This window comes from Microbacterium sp. MYb72 (assembly GCF_002979415.1).
GTDB lineage: Bacteria > Actinomycetota > Actinomycetes > Actinomycetales > Microbacteriaceae > Microbacterium > Microbacterium natoriense.
On sequence record NZ_PCOT01000009.1, the window covers coordinates 1 to 23969 of the forward strand.

Genomic DNA, 23969 nt, shown 5'->3' on the forward strand with positions numbered 1-23969 from the left:
CACCCCTTCACGCTCTGTGGACAACTCCCTCACTCCCTACTCCTGTGGAGGACCAACGAAGCCCCGTCGAGTGCATGTGAAGTCGACGAGTGCACGGCATCCTGACGTGAATCTCGTGTGCACTCGTCGAGTTCACGGGAAGTCGAGGCCAGCGCGGCAGGACAGGCAGGGAACGAGAGAGGGATGCCGGGGTGCGGCGTGTACGGGGACGGAGGGTCGGAAGTCGGGGTTAGGGTCGAAGGGTGAATCCCGAACTCCAGGCACGCATCGTCGCGGACTCCCGCGACCGTGTCGCGTGGATGCGGGCCCGGTCGCGCGGGATCACCGCGACCGACGTCGCCGGACTGACCAGCGAGAGGTCGATCGCGCGCGCTGCGGACTCCAAACTCGGCGGAGGACCCCGCTTCGGCGGCAACGCCTACACCGATCACGGACGTCGGCGCGAGCCCGAGATCGCCGCCTGGGTCGCGGCGACCCACGGCATCCTCCCCTCGTCCGCGCTGTTCCGCGCCGAGGTCGAGCATCGCCACCTCGCGACCCCCGACGGCATCGCTGTGGACGGCGACGGGCGCATCCGCCTCGCCGAGATCAAGACCACGAACAAGCCGTTCCGCGGCATCCCGCGCACCTACCTGCGACAGATCTGGTGGCAGCAGCACGTGCTGGGCGCCGAGCGCACCCTGTTCGTGTGGGAGGAGCACGTCGACTTCTCGCCCGTGCACGACGAGCCGAAGTCCGTGTGGATCGACCGCGACGACCGCGAGATCGCGAAGCTCGTCGGACTCGCCACCGCCCTCATCGACGAGCTGTACCGGCGCACCACCGGACAGCAGGTGCCGAGCAGGGAGATGGATGCCGCGGCCAGCCGTCGCGAGCAGCTCCGCGAGCGCGACGCGTTCCGCGCGCTGGCCCTCGCCGACTGAGCGGTCTCCGGCACTGATCCGCGCCGCCGGCGGCGTCACGCACAAGAGCATCCCCGACGCCGACCTGGCCCCAACGGCGGCGTCACGCACGAGAGCATCCCCCGACGAGGCCATGTGCGGACGTCGACGGGCAGCCTCTCCCCCGCCGCGCCGTCGCGACCGGACGATCGCTCGTCGCTCAGGTGCAGGTGTTGTTGCCGCCGAGCCCGAGGAGTCCGCCGACCGACAGCGTCCTGGTGGCCGCCCCGGGCGAGACCCATTGCGTGCCGGCGAACGTGTCGACCTTCACGGGGTTCGTGGCGCCGAGGAGGGACCCCAGGAGGGTGTTCAGCAGGCCGGAGGAGATGACAGAGGTGTAGGTGTACGGTCCGGTCCCGCTCTGCGTGATGTTCGCCTGGTCCACGACCACCGTCTTGATCATGAGGCGCTGGAAGACCTTGTCGTTCGGCGAGGTCCAGACGATCGTGACTCCGGTGAACGTCCCCAGGAAGCTCGTGACCGTGCAGCTCGTGATGACGGGAGTCGCCAGGGTGATGCCGGTGAACGTCGCCGTCGCGTACTCCGAGTCTGTGAAGTACGCCTCGGTCTGCTGCACCGGCGGCGCGATCGCCAGACCGATGAGCAGCGCGAGACCCGCGAGACCCGCGGTGAGCCGCCGGCCGTTCACGAGTCCTCATCCTCTCCGCGCGACCTCCGCCGACGCGCGACGAGGAGCACGGCGCCGACCACGACGAGCACGGCCCCTCCGCCGAGGATCCAGAGCACGACGGGCGACATACCCGTGGTGGCCAGCCCGCCGTCCGGTCCGATGACGGCCGACTCGCCGGCCCCGTGCGCATGGACACGGACCTCGGTGCGCCCGCCCTCGTCGTCCGCGGCGAGCGCGATGGAGAGCCTGAGGTGCCCGACCTCCGTGTCGGCCATCTGTGCGAGCGCGATCTCCGCTCCGTCGCGCGGGATGCTCCATCCGGTGCGCAGGATCGTCGAGCCACCGGGGCATCCGCTCGGGGTCCACGCGCTCATGCAGAGCGAGGCGTCGACCACCAGCGAGGCATCTCCGCTCGCGCTCACCCCGATCGTGACGGTGCCGGGGTCGGGGGCATCCGCGCTGACGGCGACGTCCCACTGCACGGGCGCTCCGGGCAGCAGGGATGCCGCGGCGTCCCAGTCGGCGACGGACACCAGCCGCAGCACCTGCCCCTGCACGACCTGCGTCGACGGGGCCGCCCACGCCGGGCTCGCGCTGATCGAGCCGAGCACGACCAGCGCGGCGACGGCGACGACACGGCTCCTCATGTCGGCATCCGCTCTCGCCGCCGTCCGTCGCGCGGCCAGAACGCCCATACGACGAGCACGGCCGCAGCCACGGTGATGCCGCCGAGCACGAAGGGGTTGCCCATCGCGACGATGACCGTGGCGATGCCCGGAACCGAGAACAGCACGGTCCGCACGGAGCTCACGGTGTACGGGAAGGGGTCTTCCGTGGCGTTCGCGTCGCCCTTCAGCGTGATCACGCGCTCGGCATCCGTCGCCCCAGGGACGATCGTCGTCACGCGGTGCGTGACCGGGAGCTCGCCCTCGCGGTCCACGGTCACGACGTCGCCCACCTCGACCTCGGCCGCGGGGATCCGCTGCACGACGGCGACGGATCCTGCCGGAATGGTCGGCGACATCGATCCGGTCTTGAACATGATCAGTGTGATCCCGGCGGTGTAGGCGAGGATCACCAGCACGATGCAGACGACGCCGCCGATCGCGGCGATCCAGAGCAGCAGGTCGGCGAGCACCTTTGCAGGTCCGCGGCGGGGAGAGGATGCCGCAGCGGGCGCACCGGCGGGCGGCTCCTGCTCCCGCAGGCTCCGCCTCGTCACCGCCGTGCTCATCGTCTCGTCCTCTCGCCGCTCTCCCGTCGAAGGCATCCGCTATGTCGACGTCCCCAGCAGTATCCAGGTCTGGATGGCCGTGAGGCCCTGCGCCGTGTTCGGGGCGTCGGACTTCAGCGTCACCGCGAAGCAGTAGTTGATCTGGTTGCCGCCCGCCGCGAGCAGCGCCTGCGCCGACGCGGCGCCGGCCGTCAGCGCCGTGCCGTCGGCCACCACCACCGTGCCGCCCGCGTAGGCGCCGGAGTCGCACGTGGTGCCGGCGATGGTCTTGACCCCGTACGTCATGGAGGGCGCGAGACCCGTGCCTCCCGTGGTGCCGGCCGTGACCTGCACATTGCCCTTGACGGAGCTCGCTGACGTCTTGACGCTGAACAGCGCGTACACCGTGTTGCCCGGCGCCATCCCGCTGAACGGGGCGGTGAAGGACAGCGCGGCCTGCGAGCCGACGGGGTGGTTCGTGAACGTCCCCGTGCCCGTCGTCGAGCCGACGATGTCGAAGCTGCCCGACGTGAAGGTCGCCGCCCCGTACTCGGAGTCGTTCCATGCGGCCAGCGTCGCGGCTCCGCCCACGCCGAGCACGAGTCCACCCGCGAGGATGGCTCGGATTCGGCGGGAACGCAGCCGCTTCGCGTCCCGCATGTCCCTGCGGGTCACCATCAGACGCTCAGTTCGAGGTCGCCGTGAACTTCCAGGTGGCCGTCGTCGCGAGAGTCTGCTCCAGGTTCGCGTCGGCGGTGACCTTGAAGCACAGCTGCACCGCGGTGCCGGCCGTCGACACGTTCGGGCCCTGAGAGAGAGTGATCGGGGTCACGCCGGTCTGCACGTCGAGCGTCGCACCCGTCGCGACAGGAGTGCCCGTCGCGGAGGCCGCGTTGCAGGTCGCGCCCGGCGCCAGCTGGTACACCGAGTACGAGAGGTGGTCGCTGTTCGACGTCGCCGCGGCGTCTGCCGTGGTGCCGTTGGCCGAGAGGCTCGCGCCCGTCGTGGTGCCGGCGGCGAGGCGCACCCAGAAGCCCGAGTACACGATGTTTCCCGGAGCGAGGTTGCTCACGGGAACGGTGAACGCCAGTGTCGCGGCGGTGTCGCCCTTGTCGACGTTGTGGTCGCTGTAGTTCGCGTCGCCGGTCGCCGATCCCTCAAGGTTGAACGCGCCGGCCGTGAAAGTGCCGTTCGCGAACTCGGAGTCGTTCCATGCCGCGAGCGTGACCGCGGTGCCGATGCCGAGCACGAGACCTCCTGCGAGCACCGCCAGGACCTTGCGCTGAGTTGCCGTTGTTGCCATGTCAGATTCCCCCTCAGGAATGCCGGGTGTACGACGGCGGAGTGCATCGTGGACGGCCGCCCCTCAGTGACCGGCATCCGCTCGTCCCCCACATCATCACCCAGTGGGAGCCCTCCCACAAGGGATGCAGGTCACGATTGCACACCGGAATATCTGTTTCTCACCAATATTCCGGTTTCGATGGACGACGGCGGTGACGGTGCACTAGAACTTAGGGGAAACGGAGGCCCCCACCCACGGTCTCCGCCCACATGAGTCCTGAGGGGGACGGTATGGAACCGAGACGAGCGCGCCGCGCTGCCACGAACAACAGAACGCGGAAGGTCGTCGCGATCGTCGCCGCGGCCGCCGTCGCAGGGGTGGGAGCGTCCCTGAGCCTCGCGGCCTGGAACGACACCGAATGGCTCTTCGCCGGCGCCGGGACGGAGCCCGGCATCAGCACCTCCTCGTTCGAGCTCGAACAGCTCGCCCTTCCGGCATCCGGAGCAGCCCCCGGTTCGACCGCGTGGGCGGACTACGAGACGAACCCGGGCAACGGCGTGACCTTCACGCTGTCGGATCTCACGCCCGGCGACTCGACCTATGCCCTCATCGCCGTGCGCTCCTCGGCGGACTCGCTGGGCGGCACTGCCACCCTTGCAGCCGCCACCGCCGCGGCCGGCGTGACCGTGGCGGATGCCGGCGGCCACCTGTGGAACGCCACCGACGTGCGCGTCTCCACCTGGAGCGGCGCCGACCTCGCCGCCACGAAGGCGTGCAACGCGGCGACCTTCGGCAACGTGGCGAACACCACGATCGCGACCGGCGATCTGGGTGCGAGCGGCGGCACGGCAGCGCAGACGTACGCGGCGGACTCCGGCAACGTCAACTTCTACTGCTTCGAACTGACCTTCACGGTTCCCGGAGTGCTGCCGTCCGGCATCACCACGGTCGACGACTACATGGGCCGCAGCATCGCGCCCGCGTGGAAGTTCGACGCCGCGTCCGCCTGACCCCTCGGACTATGACCTCCACCGCAGAGGACCTGCGAGACCGCGAGGTCGATCAGGGACTGCGCCGACGCGATCGTTCCAGACGGCCGCGTCGGCGCCGCTCCCTCCTCCCCGCGATCCAGAACGTGCTCGTGTGGCTGCTGGGCGCCGTCGGGGCGATCGCCATCGCCTGGCTCGTCACCTCGTGGGCGCTCGGCCTCCATCTGGTGATCCTCGCCACCGGCTCGATGTCTCCGACCATGCCCGCGGGCACCGCGGTGATCGAGAGGACCGCGGATGCCGCAGACCTCGGCGTCGGCGACGTCGTCAGCGTGCCTCGCGCCCATGACGACCAGCTGGTGACCCACCGGATCGTGGCGATCGGAGACGAGGAGGCGGACCGCAGGACGCTCACGCTGCGCGGGGACGCCAACGACGCCGATGACGCCGAGCAGTACGTCGTCACGCGTGCGGGGGTCGTGCTGTTCGCGATCCCCGGACTCGGGTTCGTGCTCTCGGCCGTGACCTCGCCGATCGGCCTCGCGGTGCTGGGCCTGGTGCTCGCCGGCGCCGTCCTCTGGGTGCTGTGGCCGAGCAGACGATGACGGTCATGACACGTCGAGACCGGTTCCGCCGCATCGTCGGCGGGACCCTGATCGTCGTGTGCGCGGGTGCGGGGGCGGTGCTCGCCGGAACGGCCGCAGCCCAGGCGGCGCCGTTCTTCACCGACCCCGGCCAGTCACCCGGACATCTCACGCTGGAGACATCGCCGTGGATCGTCCGCGACGCGCAGAGCGCCCACGCGCTCTCCCCGGGTGAGTCCCTCGTGCTGTCTCCGGGCGATCGGGGGTACTGGGAGATCCGCGCCGCCCACGACGACCCGTCCGGGCCCGCGACTCTGTCGGTCGTGCTGACGGCCGAGGGAGAGCTCGCCCGCGACCCGCAGGGTCTGCGGGTCGTGTTCCAGCAGTGCCTCACGGAGTGGACCGGGATGCCGTCCGGCACTCCGACGTGCGCCGCTCCCGGCGGTGCGACGACGCTGCCCCCGGCGACGGCATCCGCCTCCTCCCCGCGCACCTACCTCGTAGATCTCGCCGCCGGATCGGCGCAGCACATGCTCGTCACGGCGACGCTCGACGGAATCCCTGCCGACGAGGAGGGCAAGGGCCTCGACGCGACCGTGGGCGTCGGCCTCACCGCCGCCCGCACGGACGCGGCCGCTCCGCCCGCCGGCGGACCGCTCGCCGCCACCGGCATCGACGGGGTCGCCCTGCTGCAGATGCTCGGGGTCGCGCTGGCCGCCGTGGGCGCGGGCATCGGAGTCCGGATGCTGCGCCGCACCGAGCCGACGGAGGATGCGACGTGAACCGCCTGCGCGCGTGGCTCGCCGTCGGTGCCGTCGCGATCCTCGCCGTGCCCGTGGCGACCTCCACCTCTCTGGCGAGCTGGCGGGACGCCGAGTGGGCGCACGCCGCGCCCGTCGGAACGTCCTCGCTGAGGTGCGGGACCGACACCGGCTTCTCGGCCACATCCGCCGGCCGCCAGGTCAGCGGCACTCTGCTCGGCACCGATCTCGACACCGTCGCCGCCGTCAACGGCGTCCGCGACGCGATCGACGGCGCGCTCACCGAGACCTACTCCCCCGCGCAGAACGCGCACGACCTCGACCCCGGTTCGACGACGACGTTCACCAGGGCGACCTCGCTCAACGTCGGCATCCTCCCCGCTCCCCTGGCGACGGTGTCGCTGCCGACCATCCAGGCAGCCGTGCCCGACTTCGCCGTCGGCACCCTGTCGCAGTACTCGCAGGTGACGCCGAAGGGCCTCGCGACCGGAGCGACAGGAGCGGTGACCAACCAGTCCGGCATCGCGACGATCGGCGAGTACGGATCATCCACCCCGCCGCGCACGGGCTCGCTGACGCTGAACGGCGTGCTCGGCAGCGCGATCACGTCGAACCTGACGAACGCCGCGCTCGACATCGGCGCGGTGTCGGCCCTGTCCCGCGTCGACGGCTGCGATGTGCTGCGCGAGGCGACGTGGGACGTACCGGCCGCAACGACCGCCGTCGCCCGCGACTACGACATCGCGGGGCTCGACCTCACGCTGACGGCTCCCGTGCTCTCCGGGCTCGTCGGGCAGGTCGACACCTCGGTCACCCAGCTCCAGGCCAAGCTGAACGGACTGCAGGCCTCCCTCTCGTCCGGCATCACCGGAGTGCTCAATCAGCTCCATCTCGACCTCGGCGTCCTCAGCGTGTCGACCGCGGGCTCCGGGGTGTCGGTCACGAACATCCCGCAGGTCGCGCCGGCGGTCTCCGCCCTCCTCGCAGGCTTCTCGGATGCCGACGGCATCGTCACCCTCAGCCCCCGCGACGGTCTGATCAGGGTGAACCTCGCACGGCTGCTGAACGGCGCGAACGGGCTGAACGACCTGGCTCCGAACACGCAGTTCCTGCTGACGCCCGCGGTGCTGACGAACATCGGAACGCGCGTGACGAACCTGGTGACGGCCTGGCGGACCCAGGTCATCAGCGCTCTCACCACGGTCGCCGGCCTGCCGAGGGTCAAGATCGACGTGAGCGCGGAGGTCAAGGCCACCGTCGCCGGGATCCCTCCGCTCATCCCCGACGTGGTGATCAAGGTCGCCGATGTGAAGATCAACCTCGACGCGAACCTCGGCGCGCTGCACACCTCCGGCACGTCACTGCTGAACGCCGGCGTGAGCGTCACGATCGTCGACCTCGGCATCCTCACCCCCGTGCTCGGGGCTCTGCTCACTCCCGTTCTCGCGCTGCTCAATCCCCTCGTCGGCACGCTCCGCAACGTCATCAAGGCCGTCGTCGACGACGTCTTCTCCGTGGTCACCGCCCTCGACGGCGTGCTCGCCGCCGGCGTGCCCGTCGTCGCGAATGCCGTCGCCGCGGTCTTCGGCGCGCTCGCTCCGATCTTCTCGCTGTACGTGAACGTGCAGCCCGATCGCCCGAACGCGCCCCCTGTCTCGCCCTTCATCCCTGCCACGAGCACAGCGACAGCGGAGTACAAGGTCACGGCGCTGCGCATCGGGCTGCTCGACGCGCTGCTGCCCACGAGCGTGAATCTGGGCACCGCGTCGGCCGGGCCGATCTCGCTGCCCTAGGTCCCGCGCCTCCGACGTGTCGTCTCGCCGCGCTCGCTCAACGACCGGCGGGGCGCGGGCCCTGCCCCGGTCGTTGAGCGAGGAGCGCAGCGACGAGACGAAACGACGCCTCTCGCGTATGTAGTTGACCTATCTCAACCATTCGGCGTATAGTTGACGAAGTTCAACTATCTCGTGCGCGCCAGAGCTGTCGCAGCATCCCCCTCCGACTGCGAAAGGCCTTCTGCATGACCACGGATTCTCCCGCCGGAATGACGCACCGCCAGGTGCTCGAAGCCCTCACCGGGCTCCTTCTCGGCATGTTCGTCTCGATGATCGCCGGCACGGTGGTCTCCACCTCGATGCCCGTCATCGTCCACGATCTCGGCGGCGACCAGGCCGCCTACACCTGGGTGATCACCTCCACGCTGCTCACCACGGCGATCTCGACCCCGATCTGGGGCAAGCTCGCCGACCTCTTCAACCGCAAGCTGCTGATCCAGATCGCGATCGTGATCTTCGTGCTCGCGACCGCCGCCGCGGGTTTCGCGCAGGACACCGGCATGCTCATCGCCTTCCGCGCCGTGCAGGGACTCGGCGCCGGCGGCCTCGCCGCCCTCAGCCAGGTCATCATGGCCGACATCATCAGCCCGCGCGAACGCGGCCGCTACATGGGCCTGTTCGGCGCGGTCATGGCCGTCGCCACCGTCGGCGGACCGCTGCTCGGCGGCTGGATCACCGACAGCATCAACTGGCGCTGGAACTTCTTCGTCGCACTGCCCTTCGCCGTCGCGGCCCTGATCATCCTGCAGAAGACCCTCCACATCAAGGCCGAGCGCACCCGCAAGGTCTCGGTCGACTACGTCGGCATCGTGCTGCTCTCCGCCGCCGTCTCGCTCCTGCTGATCTGGATCACCAACGCCGGCACGAACTTCGACTGGTGGGGCATCGAGACGATCCTCATGATCGGCGGGGTCCTCCTCGCGACGATCCTGTTCATCATCGTCGAGCTCAAGGTGCGCGAGCCGCTCATCCCGCTGACGCTGTTCCGCGGACGCACCTTCACCCTCTCCGTGCTCGCCTCGATCTCCATCGGCGTCGCGATGTTCGGCACCTCCGTCTACCTCGCGCAGTACATGCAGCTCTCGCGCGGAGCCTCGCCCACCGAGGCCGGTCTCATGACGCTGCCGATGATGGCGGGACTCCTCATCTCGTCGATGGTCGTCGGTCAGCTCGTGACCCGCTACGGAAAGTGGAAGGGCTACCTGATCCTCGGCTCCGTGCTGCTGATCGCCGGCTCCTCCCTGCTCTCGACGCTGCACTACGACACGAACTTCGCGCTCGTCTCCGTCTACATGTTCCTCACCGGCGCCGGCGTCGGCATGACGATGCAGAACCTCGTGCTCATCGTGCAGAACGTCGCCAAGCCCACGGAGATCGGCGTCGCCTCCTCCGGCGTCACCTTCTTCCGCAGCCTCGGCGGCACCATCGGCGTCTCGGTCATGGGCGCCTTCCTCGCGAACAAGATCACCGATCTGTTCACGAACGGCAAGGAAGACCTGATGGCCGCGATCGCCCAGACCGGCGACAAGGCGCAGGAGGTCGCCACCGCGCTCAGCAGCGGCACGGTTCCCGAAGTGCGTCTGCTCCCCGAGCCCGTGCGCTCCCTGGTCGAGGACTTCTACGCCCAGGCGATCTCGCACGCATTCCTCATCGGCATCCCTCTGGCCGTGCTGAGCCTGATCGCGATCCTGTTCCTCCCGAACAGGCCGCTGACCCGCATGACGACCAGCGAGCGCGCCAAGGCGGAGGCCGGCTCCGACGACGAGCACCGTGTCGTGGAGGAGGCCGCCGACGTCGCGATCGCCGACGCCGAGGCTCTCGCGGGCGCTCCGACCGGTACAGTGCAGGTTGTGTCCCACCGCACCGGCGAAGCAGCATCCGATGGCAGAGTCTGAGTCCTCTGAGGCGCGGGCCGTCGCGGTCCGCGCCCTCGAGGCGGAGTTCAGCGAGCTCATCACGAACTTCCGTCGGGTGCTCCTGGAGAACGCGAACCGGGTCAGTCCGGGCATGCTCCCCGGCGCGTACAAGACGCTGACCACGATCGCCCGGTGCGAGCAGGTCACGGTGTCGACGCTCGCGGAGCGGATGCTGTCGGACAAGGGCCAGGTGAGCCGCACGGTGCGCGAGCTGGAGGGCCTCGGACTCGTCGAGCGCTCCGCCGACCCGAGCGACGGCCGCTCCTTCCTGCTGCGGCTCACCCCGCACGGGGAGGAACGTCTCGCCCAGGCCCGGCTGCCGCAGGAGGGCCTGCTCATGACGACGCTCACCGACTGGAGCGTCACGGACATCGACAACCTCACGCACCTGCTGCACGCTCTGGTCTCGGGCGCGACGCCGAACCGCTAGCCGAGCACCCGACCGGCCTCGGCGGCGATCTCGGCCGCGATCGTGTCGAGCAGCGTGCTGCGCAGGTTCCACTGCTGCCAGTACAGCCGCACGCGCAGCGTCGGGCCTCCGAGCGGGACCAGCCCGTGCGCGCCCTGCAGCAGCGGGAGCATCCCCCAGCCGAGGCCGAACTCCACCGCGAGGGCGTAGTCGTGCGAGGCGGGCACGTAGTGCCGCGGCACCGACTGATGCGAGACCTTCATCGCTCTGAGCCACTCGTGCTGCAGGGTGTCCCTGCGGTCGAAGTCCACGAACGGCGCCGCGCCGAGCGCGTCCCGGGTGACTCCCTCGGGGAACCAGCGGGCGGCGAAAGAGGGTTCGGCCATCGCCCGGTACTCGAGCACGCCGAGCGGCGACACCGAGCATCCGGCGACGGGGGCCTCCTCGCTCGTGACCGCAGCCATGACGGCGCCCGACTCCAGCAGGCGAGCGGTGAAGTTCTGATCGTCGCGATGCAGGTCGAAGTCGATCGCGTGCTCCGCCGACAGCCGGGCGAGCGGCGGCAGGAACCAGGTCGCCATCGAGTCGGCGTTCACGGCCAGCGGGATGCTGATGCGCGCGCCCTCCTCGTCGAGGCCGAGTCCCGAGAGCGCGTCGTGCTCCAGCAGCGCGACCTGGCGGGCGAGGCGCACGACCGCCTCACCGGCCTCGGTGAGCTGCACGGGCTTCGTGCGCACCACGAGCACCCGCCCCAGCTGCTGCTCCAGCGTCTTCAGCCGCTGGCTCACGGCGGAGGGCGTGATCCGCAGTCGTCGGGATGCCGCATCGAGCGTGCCCTCGTCGGCCACCGCCGCGACGGTGGCCGCCAGTTCGGGATCGATTCGCATAGTAAGTGATGCTAATGGTTCACAAGGAATCTTCGCTGGTGCTTTCGCTTGCGCGTTCGTAGCGTGGAACCATGCTCACCGTGCTCGCCGGTCTCGGACTCGGCCTCTCCCTCATCGTCGCCATCGGCGCCCAGAACGTGTTCGTGCTGCGTCAGGGCATCCGCCGAGAGCACGTGCTGGCGGTCGTCATCATCTGCGCCGCCTCCGACGCCGCCCTCATCGCCGCCGGCGTCGCGGGTCTCGGCTTCGTGATCTCGGCGGCGCCGTGGCTCGTCGTCGTCGCGCGGTGGGCCGGAGCCCTGTTCCTGCTGGCCTACGGTCTGCTCGCGGCCCGTCGAGCCTGGCGCGGCGGCGAGCACCTCACCGTGGACGAACCGGGCGCCGCGGCATCCGGCTCCGACGCCGGCCCCACCACGCTCACCCGGACCCGGCTCGCACCCGTGGCGCTCACCACTCTGGCCCTCACCTGGCTGAACCCGCACGTCTACCTCGACACGGTGCTGATGCTCGGCTCGATCGCCGCCACGCACGGCGAGCAGCGGTGGCTGTTCGCGGCGGGGGCCATCGCGGCCAGCATCCTGTGGTTCACCGCCCTTGGCTTCGGCGCGCGCTATCTCGGACGCTGGCTGCGCACAGCGCGGTCCTGGCGCATCCTCGACGGCGTGATCGCGGTCGTGATGATCGCGCTGGCCGTCTCGCTCGTGCTGCCCGTCCTGGGCGGCTGACGCGCAGTCTCCACTTCGGATTCCACCGGCCGCGCAGAAGGCTCCGGTCGCGAACTCGGCTCCGAAACCAGCCTCAGCTCGACCAGGTTTGCGACCGGAACGCGACGCGGTTTGCGACCGGAACGCGGTCAGGCGCCGTCGAGGGGGCGCAGGATGCGCGTCAGGAACCGCTGCGTGCGCTCCTCGCGGGGAGCCCCGAACACCTCGGCCGGCGGCCCCTCCTCCACGACGACGCCGCCGTCCATGAACAGCACGTGATCGGCGGCCTCGCGGGCGAAGCTCAGCTCGTGCGTGACGACGACCATGCTCCATCCCTCGTCGGCGAGCTCCTTGATGACCAGGAGCACCTCGCCGACCAGCTCCGGGTCGAGCGCGCTGGTCGGCTCGTCGAACAGCAGGAGATCGGGCTTGAGGGCGAGAGCGCGCACGATGCCGACGCGCTGCTGCTGCCCGCCGGAGAGCTGGTGCGGGCGGGCGTCCGCCTTGTCTTCGAGACCCACGCGAGCGAGCAGGACCCTGGCCTCGGCGATCGCCTCCGCCTTCGGGCGCCCCTGCACCCGCCACGGCCCCTCGATCACGTTCTCCAGCACCGTGAGGTGCGGGAAGAGGTTGTGGTGCTGGAACACCATCGCCGAGCGGTCCCGCAGTGCGAACCTCAGCTTCTGCGGAACCTTCGAGGAGAAGTCGACCTCTGGCCCGCCGTCGACGAGGATCGTGCCCCCGTCGGGCGTCTCGAGTCCGTTCAGCGAGCGAAGCACGGTCGTCTTGCCCGATCCGCTCGGACCGATCAGGACGACGACCTCGCCGCGGTGCAGCGTGAGGTCGATGCCCCGGAGCACCTCGTTGTCGCCGAACCGCTTGTACAGCTGCGATGCGGCGAGAAGGGGCGTGGATCCGCTAGTGCGCGACACGACTGTCGAGCCTCCTCTCGAGGGCGCCCTGCCCGAAGGACAGGACGAGGCAGAACACCCAGTAGACGAGCGCGGCGGCGAGGTAGAGCGCCATGAACTCGTAGGTCGTCGAGGCGATCTGCTGCGCGACCTTGAACAGCTCGGTCACGAGGATGAGAGACGCCAGCGATGTGTCCTTCACCAGCGAGATGAAGGTGTTGGACAGCGGGGGCACCGACACGCGCGCAGCCTGCGGGAGGATGATGCGGGTGAGCGCTCGCGAGCGGTTCATGCCGACCGTGTACGCGGCCTCCCACTGCCCCTTCGGCACCGACAGGATCGCGGCCCGCACGATCTCCGCACCGTAGCCGCCGACGTTCAGCGACAGGGCGATGATCGCGCTGGGCCACGGGTCGATCGTGATCCCGATCGACGGCATCCCGTAGAAGATGACGAACAGCTGCACGAGCAGCGGCGTCCCGCGGATGACCGAGATGTAGAACCGCGCGGCGTTCGACAGCACCGGATTGACCGAGATCCGCATCAGCGCGATCCCGACCGCGATCAGCAGTCCGATCGCGAACGAGATCAGCGCGAGCGGCACCGTCACCGTGAGCCCGGCGAGGGCGATCGGCCCCAGCGAACCCAGGAAGAGCTGCCAGACGCTGTCGGGAGAGTCCATCGGCTACTCGGTGACGTCTTCGCCGAAGTACTTCTTGCTGATCTCCGCCAGCGTGCCGTCGGCGCGGAGCTCGTCGAGAGCCTTGTCCACGGCGGCGACGAGGGTCTTCTTGTCCTTGGTGAACGCGAAGGCCTGCTTGCCGGCCTCATCGGTCTCCGCGGCGATCTTCAGCCCGGTGGGACCGTCGGTGGTCTCGTAGTCGAGGAACGTGAGCTTGTCGTTGATGGTCGCGTCCACGCGGCCCTGGCGGAGCAGCGCGACGGCCTGCGCCCAGCCCTCGACGCCCTCGACCTTCGCCCCCGACTCCGTGGCGAGGTCGTTCCAGTTGCTGGTCAACGACTGAGCCGTGGTCTTGCCCTTGAGGTCGGCGAAGGAGCTGATCGAGTCGTCATCCTCCTTGACCACGATCACCCCGGGCGACACCGTGTACGGGGTGCTGAAGAGGTACTGCTTCTCGCGCTCGTCGTTGATGGTGACTTGGTTGGCGATCACGTCGAAGCGACCGGCATCCAGCCCCGCGAAGATCGCATCCCACTGCGTCTCCTGGAACTCGACCTTGAGACCGAGCTTGTCGCCGACGGCCTGGATGATCTCCACGTCGTAGCCGGTCAGGTCGCCCGTGCCGCCGTCGGCGTGGAAGCTGAACGGGCGGTAGGTGCCCTCCGTGGCCACCGTGAGGGTGCCGTCCTTCACGAGTCCGAAGTCGGCGCCGTCCGCGCTCGACGAGCTGCTCGACGCCGGTGCGGTGGAGCCGCTGCAGGCGGTGAGAGCGGATGCTGCGAGGACGAGTGCCGTGACGGCGATGAGGCGACGGGACATGTGCTTACCCTCCTGGGTGCGTGAGCGCGGATGCTGTGCGCGCGTTTTCGAGCGAATCTCACCCTATGCACGAGTCCGCGATATGTCGCATCTCGTGACGTTCCGTGTCGAGGTGCCAGCCTACTCCAGGACGCAGAAGAGCCCCCGCCGTGACGGCGGGGGCTCTTCGAGAGCGAATCAGGCTCAGATGGCGTTGACGTCCAGCGGGATGCCGGGGCCGAACGTGGTCGACACCGCACCCTTCTGGATGTAGCGGCCCTTGGAGCTGGACGGCTTGAGGCGGACGATCTCCTCGAGCGCTGCGCCGATGTTCTCGTTCAGCTGCTCAGCGGTGAAGGACGCCTTGCCGACGACGAAGTGCACGTTGGCGTGCTTGTCGACGCGGAACTCGATCTTTCCGCCCTTGATCTCCTCGACGGCCTTGGCCGTGTTCGGGGTCACGGTGCCGGTCTTCGGGTTCGGCATGAGTCCACGCGGACCCAGGACCTTTCCGAGACGACCGACCTGGCCCATGAGCTCCGGGGTGGAGACGGCCGCGTCGAACGCGGTCCAGCCGCCGGCGACCTTCTCGATGAGCTCGGCGCCGCCGACCTCGTCTGCACCAGCGGCGATCGCAGCCTCGGCAGCGGGGCCGGTGGCGAACACGATGACGCGGGCGGTCTTGCCGGTGCCGTGGGGCAGGATGACGGTGCCGCGCACCATCTGGTCTGCCTTGCGGGGGTCGACCGAGAGCTTCAGCGCGACCTCGACGGTCGAGTCGAACTTCGACGAGCCGGTCTCCTTCGCCAGGGCGACAGCCTCAGCGGGAGTGTAGAAACGGTCTGCCTCGATCTTCTCGGCGGCAGCCTTGTAAGCCTTGGACTTGGTAGCCATGATTATTCTCCTCAGCCCTCGACCGTGATGCCCATGGAACGGGCGGTGCCGGCGATGATCTTCGAGGCGGCCTCGATGTCGTTCGCGTTCAGGTCGGCCTGCTTGGTCTCGGCGATCTGACGGACCTGGTCCTTGGTGATCTTCGCGACCTTGACGGTGTGCGGGGTGGCAGAGCCCTTCTGGACGCCTGCGGCCTTCTTGATGAGCTCCGCAGCCGGCGGGGTCTTCAGGATGAAGGTGAAGCTGCGGTCCTCGTAGACGGTGATCTCCACGGGGATGACGTTGCCACGCTGCGACTCGGTCGCGGCGTTGTACGCCTTGCAGAACTCCATGATGTTGACGCCATGCTGACCGAGCGCGGGGCCGATCGGCGGCGCCGGGTTGGCTGCACCGGCGTTGATCTGAAGCTTGATCAGGCCGGTCACCTTCTTCTTCGGTGCCATTCTCTTTCCTTTCGTCGAATCGGATGCCGAGGCATCCGCTTCTCCCACGGATCCGGCCTCTCCGGATCGTGGTCGTCTGCGCGCACGCCGAAGCGGCACACAAACCACATGAGTCTACCCGATGCCGACGCCCATCGCGACTCGACTGCTCCGCCCTCCCCTCGGCCGCGCGCGACCGTGCGGAGAGGATGCCGGCACACGCACGAACGGCCGCCCCGGAAGGGACGGCCGTTCGCAGCGAAGCGTATGTCAGATCATCTTGGTGACCTGGTCGAACGACAGCTCGACCGGGGTCTCGCGCTCGAAGAGGGAGACGAGCACCGTGAGCTTGCCGCTCTCGGGCTTGATCTCGCTGATCGAACCGGGAAGACCCGCGAACGAGCCCTCCTTGATCGTGATGGTCTCGCCGACCTCGAAGTCGACCTCGGCCTGCACGGGGCGTGCGACGGCGAGACCGCCCTTGGCCGCGATGTTCTTGGCGGTCGGGACGTCCTTGACCTCGACGAGCGCCTTCAGCATGTTGAAGGCCTCCTCGAAGCGCAGCGGGGTCGGGTTGTGCGCGTTGCCGACGAAGCCGGTGACACCGGGCGTGTGGCGGACGACCGACCAGGTGTCCTCGTTGAGCTCCATGCGCACCAGCACGTAGCCGGGGATGCGCACGCGGTTGACCATCTTGCGCTGGCCGTTCTTGATCTCGACGACGTCCTCCATCGGGACCTCGATCTGGTAGATCTCATCCTCGACCTCGAGCGTCGACTTGCGCTGCTCGATGTTCGCCTTGACCTTGCGCTCGAAGCCGGCGTAGGAGTGGATGACGTACCACTTGCCGGGGAGCATGCGGAGGTCCATGCGGAAGGCCTCGTACGGGTCCTCCTCGGCATCCTCGTCGGATGCCTCGTCCTCGTCGCCCTGCTCATCGTCGGCACCGAGGTCGGGGCCGTCGTAGGGGGTGACCTCCTCGGCCGCAGCGGCCTCGAGGTCGGCGGCCTCCTCGGCCACGGAATCGTTGAGGACCTCAGCGGCAGCCTCAGACTCAGCCGCTTCGTCCAGGTTGAGAGCGTCGTTCACGATCGCGTCCGCCTCCGGGTCGTCGATGTCGATGTCGTCTGCAGCGCTGTCGTCGCTCTCGTCCTCATCTTCGATGTGGATGGCGACGTGCTCGGCCGAGGTGACCGAGAACTCCTCCGCTGCGAGGACGTTGCCCTCCTGGGCTTCGTCCTCCTCGCTGGACTGCTCTGCAGCGGTCGCCCAGTCGGCGTCGTCGGAATAGCGTTCAGACACGTTGTTTCTTCTCCAAGTGTGCGGCCGAAGCCGCGGGGCATCAGGTGCCGGGAACCCCGAACACCACGTGCGTCAGCCACGCGAACAAGGTGTCCAGTCCGTAGACGATGCCCATGACGATGAGAACGAAGACGAGCACCACCGCGGTGAACTTGATCAGCTCCTTGCGGGTCGGAGTGACGACCTTGCGGAGCTCAGCGATGACCTGGCGGAGGAACAGGGCGATGCCGCCGAAGAACCTGGCGAAGAAGCCGCGCTTCTTCTCACGGGTGGCACCGGCCGCGACGACTTCGCCGCGCGGTTCGTCCTGATCCATCCTGAATGTACCTTTCGTGTGTCAGCGTTGCGCTGACGCGCAGGGCGGACAGGAATCGAACCTGCAACCTGCGGTTTTGGAGACCGCTGCTCTGCCAATTGAGCTACCGCCCTAGAGACCGGTTGGTCTCGGGGTCGTCATCCGCCGCCCTTCTCCGCGCACTGATCGGTGGATCGGGGCACAGCGAAAGATTGCAGACAACAACTGCTCCACCAGCATACGGCATCCGCGCGGCGCTCTCGAACCGCTGCTCCGAATGCCGTTGTTGTTAGGCTCGGCAGGCGGGTGTATGCGGAGGGAGCCCACGTGAGCGCAGAGGTGCAGCAGTTCCAGGTCGATCTGCGCGGCGTCGTCGACCTGCTCAGCAGGCACATCTACTCCAGCCCCCGCGTCTATCTGCGCGAGCTGCTCCAGAACGCACGCGACGCGATCACGGCCCGCAGGGACGTCGACGGGGCGGGCGGACGCATCACGATCTCCCCTCTGACGGACGCAACGGGCGAGTTCGTCCTGCGCGACGACGGGGTGGGATTGACCGCATCCGAGGTCGCCGATCTGCTCGCCACCGTGGGGCGCTCCTCCAAGCGCGACATCTTCGACATGCCCCGCAGCGACTACCTCGGCCAGTTCGGCATCGGCCTGCTGAGCTGCTTCATGGTGGCCGACACGATCGTGATCCGCTCCCGCAGCGCGCGAGGCGGCGCCTCCGTCGAGTGGACCGGCAGCGCAGACGGCACCTTCCAGGTCGTCGAGATCGATGAGGAGCTGCCGATCGGAACCAGCGTGCACCTCGTGCCGCGTTTCGACGCCGACGAGCTGCTCCGTCCCGCCGCCGTGCGCGAACTCGCGACGACGTTCGGCGAGTTCCTCCCGGTGCGGGTCACGGTCGACACCCCGTCCGGTGAGATCGACATCACCCGCCCTGCACCCTTCCTCGACGGAGCCCCCGAGGATGCGGTGCAGTACGGTCGCGACCTGCTCGGCGCCGGCCCCCTCGACGTCATCGAGCTCGCGGAGCCCGCGACCGGCACCCGCGGCCTCGCCTACGTCCTCCCCTTCGCCCCGCCGCCGGGCGCCAGGCAGGCGACGCGCATGTACCTGGGGCGCATGCTCCTCTCCGAGCGCGTCGACGACGTGCTGCCGGACTGGGCGTTCTTCGTGCGCGCGGTGGTGGATTCCACCGGCCTCGCCCCCACAGCGAGTCGTGAGTCGCTCGTGGAGGACGCGGCCCTCGAGCGCGTACGCGAGCAGCTCGGCGCCGGCATCCGCCGCTGGGTGCTCGAGCTCGGCCTCAGCGAGCCCCACCGTCTCGCGCAGTTCGTCGCGATCCACGAGGTCGGGCTCAAGTCCCTCGTGCGGCACGACGAGGAGCTCGCGAAGTTCATCACCCGCTGGCTCACGCTGGAGACCACGCACGGCACCATGCGCATCGGCGACCTCGCCGAGAGGTATCCGCACGTGCGCTTCGCCGCCACGGTCGACGAGTTCCGCCAGGTCGCGGGCATCTCGCCGAGCTCCGAGATCCTGGTCAACGGCGGCTACCTCTTCGACGCCGACCTCGTCCGCCTGCTCCCGGAGCTCTATCCGGGGGTCACGATCGAGCAGGTGGACGTGACGGGCGAGCTCGACAGGCTCGACCCTCCCCCGCTCGACGACCGTGAGGCCGCGGTGGCGCTGGAGTCCCGCACCGGCTCCGTGCTCGCGGCATCCGGCTGCGCCGTCGTCGTCCGCTCGATCGATCGCACCGACCTCACCGGACTGTACGTCGCCGACCCCGAGGTGCTGCGCGCCATCGATCGCAAGCGCACCAAGGGCATCACCGGGTCGCTGTGGGGCGGAGTGCTCGACCGCATCGACTCGACCGTGTCCTCCACCCGCGACGACGATCTCAGCGCGCGTCTGTGCTTGAACTGGTCGAATCGCGTCGTGCGGGCGCTCGTGCGCGTGCACGACGACGCGGTCTTCGCCCGCACGGTGCAGCTGCTCTACATCCAGGCGCTGCTCGCCGGACACCATCCGCTGTCCGACGCGGACCGTGCACTGATGACCAGCGCACTCGCCGATCTCGTCTCGCTCTCGGCGGGCATCGAGGGCGACGCGATCCCCTTCGAGGGCTACTGAGCCCCTCCGCACCGCGCACACATCGAGAGAACCTCCGAAAGGCACCCTCATGGCACGTCCCAAGAAGCGCTTCCAGCAGCTGCTCGAGGAGATCGACCGCACCCCCTGGGGTCCGGCCGAGCAGGCCCTCGTCTCGGATGCCGTCGCGCTCGCGCTCGAGATCGGCGACGAGCGGCTCGAGTACGAGGCGCGGATGCGGCAGACCGCGTCCGCGAACATGAACGGCGCCACCGACGTGATGCTGAACTCGTTCGCCTGGTGCCTCGCGCACCACGACGCCGACCCGCAGCGCTTCCCCGCCGACCTCGACTACGGCGGCGCCGACCTCATGTGGCAGTTCAAGTGGATGGCCTCGGCGCTGCGCTCCTCCCCCGCGTTCTCGGTGGAGCAGATCTCCGCGGTGCTCGACGACATGGAGGCGCACTACCGCACGGCCGGCCTCGGCCTCAGCGGCGTGCTCACCGCGCGCTTCGAGGACGCGTGGGACGCCGGCCGCATCGACGACGCCGAGACCCTCAGAGTGCAGCTGGAGGCCACCCCGCGCGACGAGCACAGCCACTGCGACGCGTGCGGGCGCAGCCAGTTCGCCGGGTTCTTCGCCGACACCGACCGTGACGACGAGGCCATCCGGCTCGTCGAGGAGATGATCGAGGGCGGATTCTCCTGCGGCGAGGAGCCCGAGCACGCTCTGTCGCGCGCACTGCTGCCGTATCTCCGCGCCGGACGACCCGATGACGCGAAGACCGCCCACCTGCGCAGCTACCGCCTCGCCAAGGACAACCCCGACAACCTCCGCATCGTCGCGAACAACATCGTCTTCGCCGCGATCACCGGCAACGAGGCCCGTGCGCTCACCATGGTCGAGCGGCACATCGCGTGGCTCGCCCACGACGGCCTCAACGTCGATGCGCACTTCGCCGCGCTGGCCGCGTTCGCCCTCGCCCTCGACCGCGTCACCGCGGCCGGCCACGGACAGACCCCCGTGCGGGGAGCGGATTCCGCCGCCCTGGTGCCGCTGTTCGGCGAGCGCGAGGGCGTCTGGAGCGCCGCCGAGCTCGCCGCTGCGTCCTGGGCCGCCGCCGAGCGCATCGGGAACGCCTTCGACGAGCGCGACGGCACCGACGGCCACGCCCGCAGTCTCGCGCGCATGCGAGCCCTCGGTTCCGTGCAGTACGACGTGCCGATCCGCTCCGACGCGTTCGTGGAGACGGCGCCCGCCTCGACCCCGCTCGACGCCGACGGCTGGTTCGAGCGCGCCATGAACCTCGGGCAGTACGGGGCGGAGAAGGAGACGCTCGACGCACTCGGCCGCGCGCTGGAGAGCGAAGACCCCGCCAAACGCGCCCAGCTGCTCTCGATGCGCATCGGCATCCTCGTCGCCCTCGATCACGCCGAGAAGGCCGCAGAGGTGCTCCCCTCCCGGCTGGAGGCTCTGCGTGCAGCGGGTCTGAGTGCGCAGGCCGACCTGGAGGAGCGCCTCGGCCTCGCCACCTTCGGCCTGAACACCCCGGAGAGCGCGGAGGGCCTGGAGCGCGAGCTCGGCGCCGATGACGGCCTCCCCGCCTGGTCGCGCGGAGACCTCGCGCTCAGCCGCGCGTCTCTGCACCTCATGGCCGACGAGACGGATGCCGCGCTCGACCTCGCCGAGCGCGCCGCGCGGCACTTCGCCACGGCCGACGACGCGCGCCTGTCGAACACGACCACGCTGGTCGCGCTGTCCGCCGTGCTGGGCAAGGGCGACCTGGAGGCCGCGTCCGTGCTGCTCGAGCGGTTCCTCGCGCAGGACGACCTCAGCATCGGCCACCGCGCCCGTGCCCTGCAGACGCGGGCGAGGCTGCGCGGAGGCAACGAGGAGTACGCGCTGGGTGCGGCGGACGCCGACGAGGCCTGCCGACTGCTCGCCGGACTCGGCGCGACGTCGGCCCTCGGTTCGGCGCACCTGCTCGCGGGAGCGCTCTGGGAGGACGCAGGAGACCCCGAGAAGGCGCTGGCTCGCTACCGCGTGACCTCGCGGATCGCGGAACAGGAGGACGGCGACCGCGCGGGGGCGGACTTCCGCCTCGCGCGCGCCATGCTCGCGGTCGGCGACGCGGAGGAAGCCGCCGAGCTCTTCGGCACGGTGCTGGAGCGCGAGGAGCAGGGCGAGGTCCCTGCGGGTTCGCGCGCGATGACCGCCTCCATGCTCGCGCGGGCGCTCGCTGCAGCGGGTGAATTCGGGCAGTCCGTCGGCGCGTACGGATACGCCGCCGAGCTCTACGGCGAGGCCGAGCAGCACGCAGACCAGGCGCTGTCGCTGCTGGAGCGGGCGAAGATCCTGGCCCGGTTCGACGAGCACGACGATGCGATCGAGCTGCTCGAATCGGCATCCGAGATCGTCCGGAAGGATCCCGAGGCCATCGGCACGCTCGCCGACGTGCTCCACAACCTCGGCCAGGCCTACGGCGGACGTCAGGACGAGCGCGCCTTCGCGCTGTTCGACGAGGTGGCGGCGCTCGCCCAGGAGCACGACGCCGGATGGCTGCTCGCCGACGTGACCGACTCGCGCGGCCGGGCTCTCGGCAGCCTCGGGCGCATCGACGAGGCCGTCGCGGCGGCGCTGACGGCATCCGATGGCTTCGCAGGGCTCGGAGACGTCGGGTCCGCAGGCGGTTCCGAGCTGTTCGCCGCCCGGCTGCTCGCCGGCAACGAGCGCGGCGCCGATGCCGTGCCGCTGTACCGGGCCGCGCTCGATCACGGTGCGGAGTTCCCGCAGCTGCGCGAGGTCGCGGCTCTGGAGCTGGGCACCCTGCTGGAGTCCCTGGGTCGTACGTCCGAGGCCGCCGAGGTCCGCGCTCTCCTCGACTGACGCACACGCCCCGGCTCGGTACGGGCGCGCATGCCAGGGCGTGCGCGCTCGTCGCGTCGCGCGCTCTCATACCGTCGCGCGCCCTCGTTCAGGGACGCAGAGAAGGGGGTGGATGCCGGCATCCACCCCCTTCTCGCACCGGTCAGGCGACGCGGATGAGCTTCTTGTTGACGAACTCGTCCGCGGCGAGGTGGCCCAGCTCGCGGGCGGTGCCGCTGCGCTTGACTCCGCCGAAGGGCAGCTCTGGACTGTCGGCGAGGACGAGGTTGACATAGACCATGCCCGCCTCGATCTTGTCGGCCACGCGCTCCGCCTGCTCGGCATCCGTCGTGAAGACGTACGAGCCGAGGCCGAACGTGGTGTCGTTCGCGAGCGCCACGGCGGCGTCCTCGTCCGCGACGCGGTAGACGACGGCCGCCGGGCCGAAGAGCTCCTCGCGGTAGACGTTCATCTCGGGCGTGACGTCGGCCAGCACGGTCGGCGCGAAGAACGCCCCATCGCGGGTGCCTCCGGTGAGCAGGGTCGCGCCCTGCTCCACGGCCTGATCGACCTGCTTCTGCAGGTTCTCGGCCGCGACCTCGGAGGCGACGGGGCCGAGCACCGTGTCGTCGAGCGTCGGATCGGTCGCCTCGACCGCGGCCATCGCCGCCGTGAACTTCTCCACGAAGGCGTCGTACAGGCCGTCGACGATGATGAAGCGCTTGGCGCCGTTGCAGGCCTGACCGTTGTTGTCCAGACGCGCGGCGACGCCGGCCTCGACGGTCGCGTCGAGGTCGTCCGTCGACAGCACGATGAACGGGTCGGACCCGCCGAGCTCCAGCGCCACCTTCTTCAGGTTGCGTCCGGCGATCTCTGCGACCGCCGCGCCGGCGCGCTCCGAACCCGTCAGTGACACGCCCTGCACGCGCGGGTCGGCGATCATCGTCGCGATCTGCTCGTTCGTGGCGAGCACGCTCTGGTACGCGCCCTTCGGGAAGCCCGCGTCGTGGTAGATCGCCTCGAGAGCGGCCGAGGACTCCGGGCACTGCGGCGCCGGCTTCAGCAGGATCGTGTTGCCCACGATCAGGTTCGGCGCCGCGAAGCGCACGATCTGGTACGCCGGGAAGTTCCACGGCATGATCCCGATGAGCGGACCGAGGGAGGAACGGCGGATGAGCGCCGACCCGTCGCCGAGGATCGCGATCGGCTGGTCGGCCATGATCGCCTCGGCCTGGTCGGCGTAGTACTCGGCGATGTCGGCGGCGAAGTCGACCTCTCCGAGCGCGGCCTCGCGGGGCTTGCCCATCTCGCGCACGAAGATGTCGGCCAGCTCCTCCCGACGCTCGCGGTGCAGCTCGGCGGCGCGACGGAGCAGAGCAGCGCGCTCCGCGACCGAGGTGCCGCGCGACCACTCCCGGTGCGCGCTGTCGGCGGCGGCGAGCGCCTCCTCGACCTGTGCGTCCGTCAGCGTCGGGAACGACGCCAGCGTCTCTCCGGTAGCGGGGTTGATGACTGCGTAGTCGACCATTTCTCTCCTCGTCTGA

Annotated in this window: 24 protein-coding genes and 1 tRNA gene; 10 read left to right on the plus strand and 15 right to left on the minus strand. The window is 69.6% G+C overall.

The features are described from left to right. The first annotated feature begins 242 nt into the window (after positions 1 to 242). The gene (locus tag CQ047_RS06685; RefSeq protein WP_105673543.1) at positions 243 to 923 is read left to right on the plus strand and encodes a YqaJ viral recombinase family protein; all 681 of its coding nucleotides are present in this window, start codon (positions 243 to 245) and stop codon (positions 921 to 923) included. A 178-nt stretch (positions 924 to 1101) separates the two neighbouring features. Here CQ047_RS06685 and CQ047_RS06690 read toward each other — a convergent pair whose 3' ends face one another. Genes CQ047_RS06690 through CQ047_RS06710 form a run of 5 tightly spaced genes read right to left on the minus strand, consistent with a single transcriptional unit; the run spans position 1102 to position 4088 of the window. Next, positions 1102 to 1590 carry a hypothetical protein gene (locus CQ047_RS06690; protein WP_105673545.1) on the minus strand — a complete coding sequence of 163 codons (489 nt, stop codon included), beginning with the start codon at positions 1588 to 1590 and terminating at the stop codon, positions 1102 to 1104. Beyond that, the gene (locus CQ047_RS06695) at positions 1587 to 2219 is read right to left on the minus strand and encodes a hypothetical protein (RefSeq protein ID WP_105673547.1); all 633 of its coding nucleotides are present in this window, start codon (positions 2217 to 2219) and stop codon (positions 1587 to 1589) included. The genes CQ047_RS06690 and CQ047_RS06695 overlap by 4 nt, the downstream gene beginning before the upstream one ends. Beyond that, positions 2216 to 2806, minus strand: a complete 591-nt coding sequence (locus CQ047_RS06700) for a signal peptidase I (protein ID WP_105673784.1) — start codon at positions 2804 to 2806, stop codon at positions 2216 to 2218. The genes CQ047_RS06695 and CQ047_RS06700 overlap by 4 nt, the downstream gene beginning before the upstream one ends. Before the next feature lie 39 nt (positions 2807 to 2845). Continuing rightward, entirely contained in the window at positions 2846 to 3463 is a 618-nt protein-coding gene (locus CQ047_RS06705; RefSeq protein WP_105673549.1) for a SipW-dependent-type signal peptide-containing protein, read from the minus strand. A gap of 7 nt (positions 3464 to 3470) precedes the next feature. After that, on the minus strand, positions 3471 to 4088 hold the full coding sequence (locus tag CQ047_RS06710; protein WP_105673551.1) for a SipW-dependent-type signal peptide-containing protein: 618 nt from the start codon (positions 4086 to 4088) through the stop codon (positions 3471 to 3473). A 272-nt stretch (positions 4089 to 4360) separates the two neighbouring features. Between CQ047_RS06710 and CQ047_RS18810 the strand changes: the two genes are divergently transcribed. The 6 genes from CQ047_RS18810 to CQ047_RS06740 all read left to right on the plus strand — a co-directional run bounded on the left by CQ047_RS18810 (position 4361) and on the right by CQ047_RS06740 (position 10585). After that, complete coding sequence (locus CQ047_RS18810; protein ID WP_105673552.1) at positions 4361 to 5080, plus strand: acyl-CoA dehydrogenase; 720 nt, start codon at positions 4361 to 4363, stop codon at positions 5078 to 5080. Between the two features lie 11 nt (positions 5081 to 5091). Then, a complete protein-coding gene (locus CQ047_RS18815; protein WP_105673554.1) occupies positions 5092 to 5664 on the plus strand; it encodes a signal peptidase I in 573 nt (190 codons plus the stop codon). A gap of 5 nt (positions 5665 to 5669) precedes the next feature. Continuing rightward, positions 5670 to 6425, plus strand: a complete 756-nt coding sequence (locus CQ047_RS06725; RefSeq protein ID WP_146114278.1) for a hypothetical protein — start codon at positions 5670 to 5672, stop codon at positions 6423 to 6425. Beyond that, positions 6422 to 8197 (plus strand): choice-of-anchor G family protein, encoded by a 1776-nt coding sequence (locus CQ047_RS06730; protein ID WP_105673558.1) that lies wholly within the window; start codon positions 6422 to 6424, stop codon positions 8195 to 8197. The genes CQ047_RS06725 and CQ047_RS06730 overlap by 4 nt, the downstream gene beginning before the upstream one ends. A 227-nt stretch (positions 8198 to 8424) precedes the next feature. Continuing rightward, positions 8425 to 10134, plus strand: a complete 1710-nt coding sequence (locus CQ047_RS06735; protein WP_105673560.1) for an MDR family MFS transporter — start codon at positions 8425 to 8427, stop codon at positions 10132 to 10134. Continuing rightward, a complete protein-coding gene (locus tag CQ047_RS06740) occupies positions 10121 to 10585 on the plus strand; it encodes a MarR family winged helix-turn-helix transcriptional regulator (RefSeq protein ID WP_105673562.1) in 465 nt (154 codons plus the stop codon). The genes CQ047_RS06735 and CQ047_RS06740 overlap by 14 nt, the downstream gene beginning before the upstream one ends. On the opposite strand, the gene CQ047_RS06745 is transcribed toward CQ047_RS06740, so the two are convergent. Then, positions 10582 to 11451, minus strand: a complete 870-nt coding sequence (locus CQ047_RS06745; protein WP_105673564.1) for a LysR family transcriptional regulator ArgP — start codon at positions 11449 to 11451, stop codon at positions 10582 to 10584. The two genes, CQ047_RS06740 and CQ047_RS06745, sit on opposite strands and share 4 nt — an antisense overlap. A gap of 71 nt (positions 11452 to 11522) precedes the next feature. Between CQ047_RS06745 and CQ047_RS06750 the strand changes: the two genes are divergently transcribed. Further along, positions 11523 to 12176, plus strand: a complete 654-nt coding sequence (locus CQ047_RS06750) for a LysE/ArgO family amino acid transporter (RefSeq protein ID WP_105673565.1) — start codon at positions 11523 to 11525, stop codon at positions 12174 to 12176. 128 nt (positions 12177 to 12304) lie between these two features. On the opposite strand, the gene CQ047_RS06755 is transcribed toward CQ047_RS06750, so the two are convergent. The 8 genes from CQ047_RS06755 to CQ047_RS06790 all read right to left on the minus strand — a co-directional run bounded on the left by CQ047_RS06755 (position 12305) and on the right by CQ047_RS06790 (position 17593). Then, positions 12305 to 13087: an amino acid ABC transporter ATP-binding protein gene (locus CQ047_RS06755; RefSeq protein ID WP_105673567.1), complete on the minus strand. Its 783-nt coding sequence runs from the start codon at positions 13085 to 13087 to the stop codon at positions 12305 to 12307. Beyond that, positions 13074 to 13748, minus strand: a complete 675-nt coding sequence (locus tag CQ047_RS06760; RefSeq protein WP_181155856.1) for an amino acid ABC transporter permease — start codon at positions 13746 to 13748, stop codon at positions 13074 to 13076. The genes CQ047_RS06755 and CQ047_RS06760 overlap by 14 nt, the downstream gene beginning before the upstream one ends. A 3-nt stretch (positions 13749 to 13751) precedes the next feature. Next, entirely contained in the window at positions 13752 to 14567 is an 816-nt protein-coding gene (locus CQ047_RS06765) for an amino acid ABC transporter substrate-binding protein (protein WP_105673569.1), read from the minus strand. A gap of 183 nt (positions 14568 to 14750) precedes the next feature. Beyond that, on the minus strand, positions 14751 to 15440 hold the full coding sequence (gene rplA / locus CQ047_RS06770) for a 50S ribosomal protein L1 (protein WP_105673570.1): 690 nt from the start codon (positions 15438 to 15440) through the stop codon (positions 14751 to 14753). A gap of 11 nt (positions 15441 to 15451) precedes the next feature. Further along, on the minus strand, positions 15452 to 15883 hold the full coding sequence (gene rplK / locus CQ047_RS06775) for a 50S ribosomal protein L11 (RefSeq protein ID WP_105673572.1): 432 nt from the start codon (positions 15881 to 15883) through the stop codon (positions 15452 to 15454). 249 nt (positions 15884 to 16132) lie between these two features. Continuing rightward, complete coding sequence (gene nusG, locus CQ047_RS06780) at positions 16133 to 17164, minus strand: transcription termination/antitermination protein NusG (protein WP_105673574.1); 1032 nt, start codon at positions 17162 to 17164, stop codon at positions 16133 to 16135. A gap of 40 nt (positions 17165 to 17204) precedes the next feature. Further along, on the minus strand, positions 17205 to 17480 hold the full coding sequence (secE, locus tag CQ047_RS06785) for a preprotein translocase subunit SecE (RefSeq protein ID WP_105673576.1): 276 nt from the start codon (positions 17478 to 17480) through the stop codon (positions 17205 to 17207). A gap of 40 nt (positions 17481 to 17520) precedes the next feature. Continuing rightward, positions 17521 to 17593, minus strand: a tRNA-Trp gene (locus CQ047_RS06790). A 193-nt stretch (positions 17594 to 17786) separates the two neighbouring features. Between CQ047_RS06790 and CQ047_RS06795 the strand changes: the two genes are divergently transcribed. Further along, complete coding sequence (locus tag CQ047_RS06795; protein WP_258132512.1) at positions 17787 to 19601, plus strand: HSP90 family protein; 1815 nt, start codon at positions 17787 to 17789, stop codon at positions 19599 to 19601. 49 nt (positions 19602 to 19650) lie between these two features. Further along, positions 19651 to 22446, plus strand: coding sequence for a hypothetical protein (locus CQ047_RS06800; protein ID WP_105673583.1), 2796 nt, complete (start codon positions 19651 to 19653; stop codon positions 22444 to 22446). 142 nt (positions 22447 to 22588) lie between these two features. Here the strand turns inward: CQ047_RS06800 and CQ047_RS06805 are convergent, their stop codons facing one another. Next, positions 22589 to 23953: an NAD-dependent succinate-semialdehyde dehydrogenase gene (locus tag CQ047_RS06805; protein ID WP_105673585.1), complete on the minus strand. Its 1365-nt coding sequence runs from the start codon at positions 23951 to 23953 to the stop codon at positions 22589 to 22591. Positions 23954 to 23969: the final 16 nt, after the last annotated feature.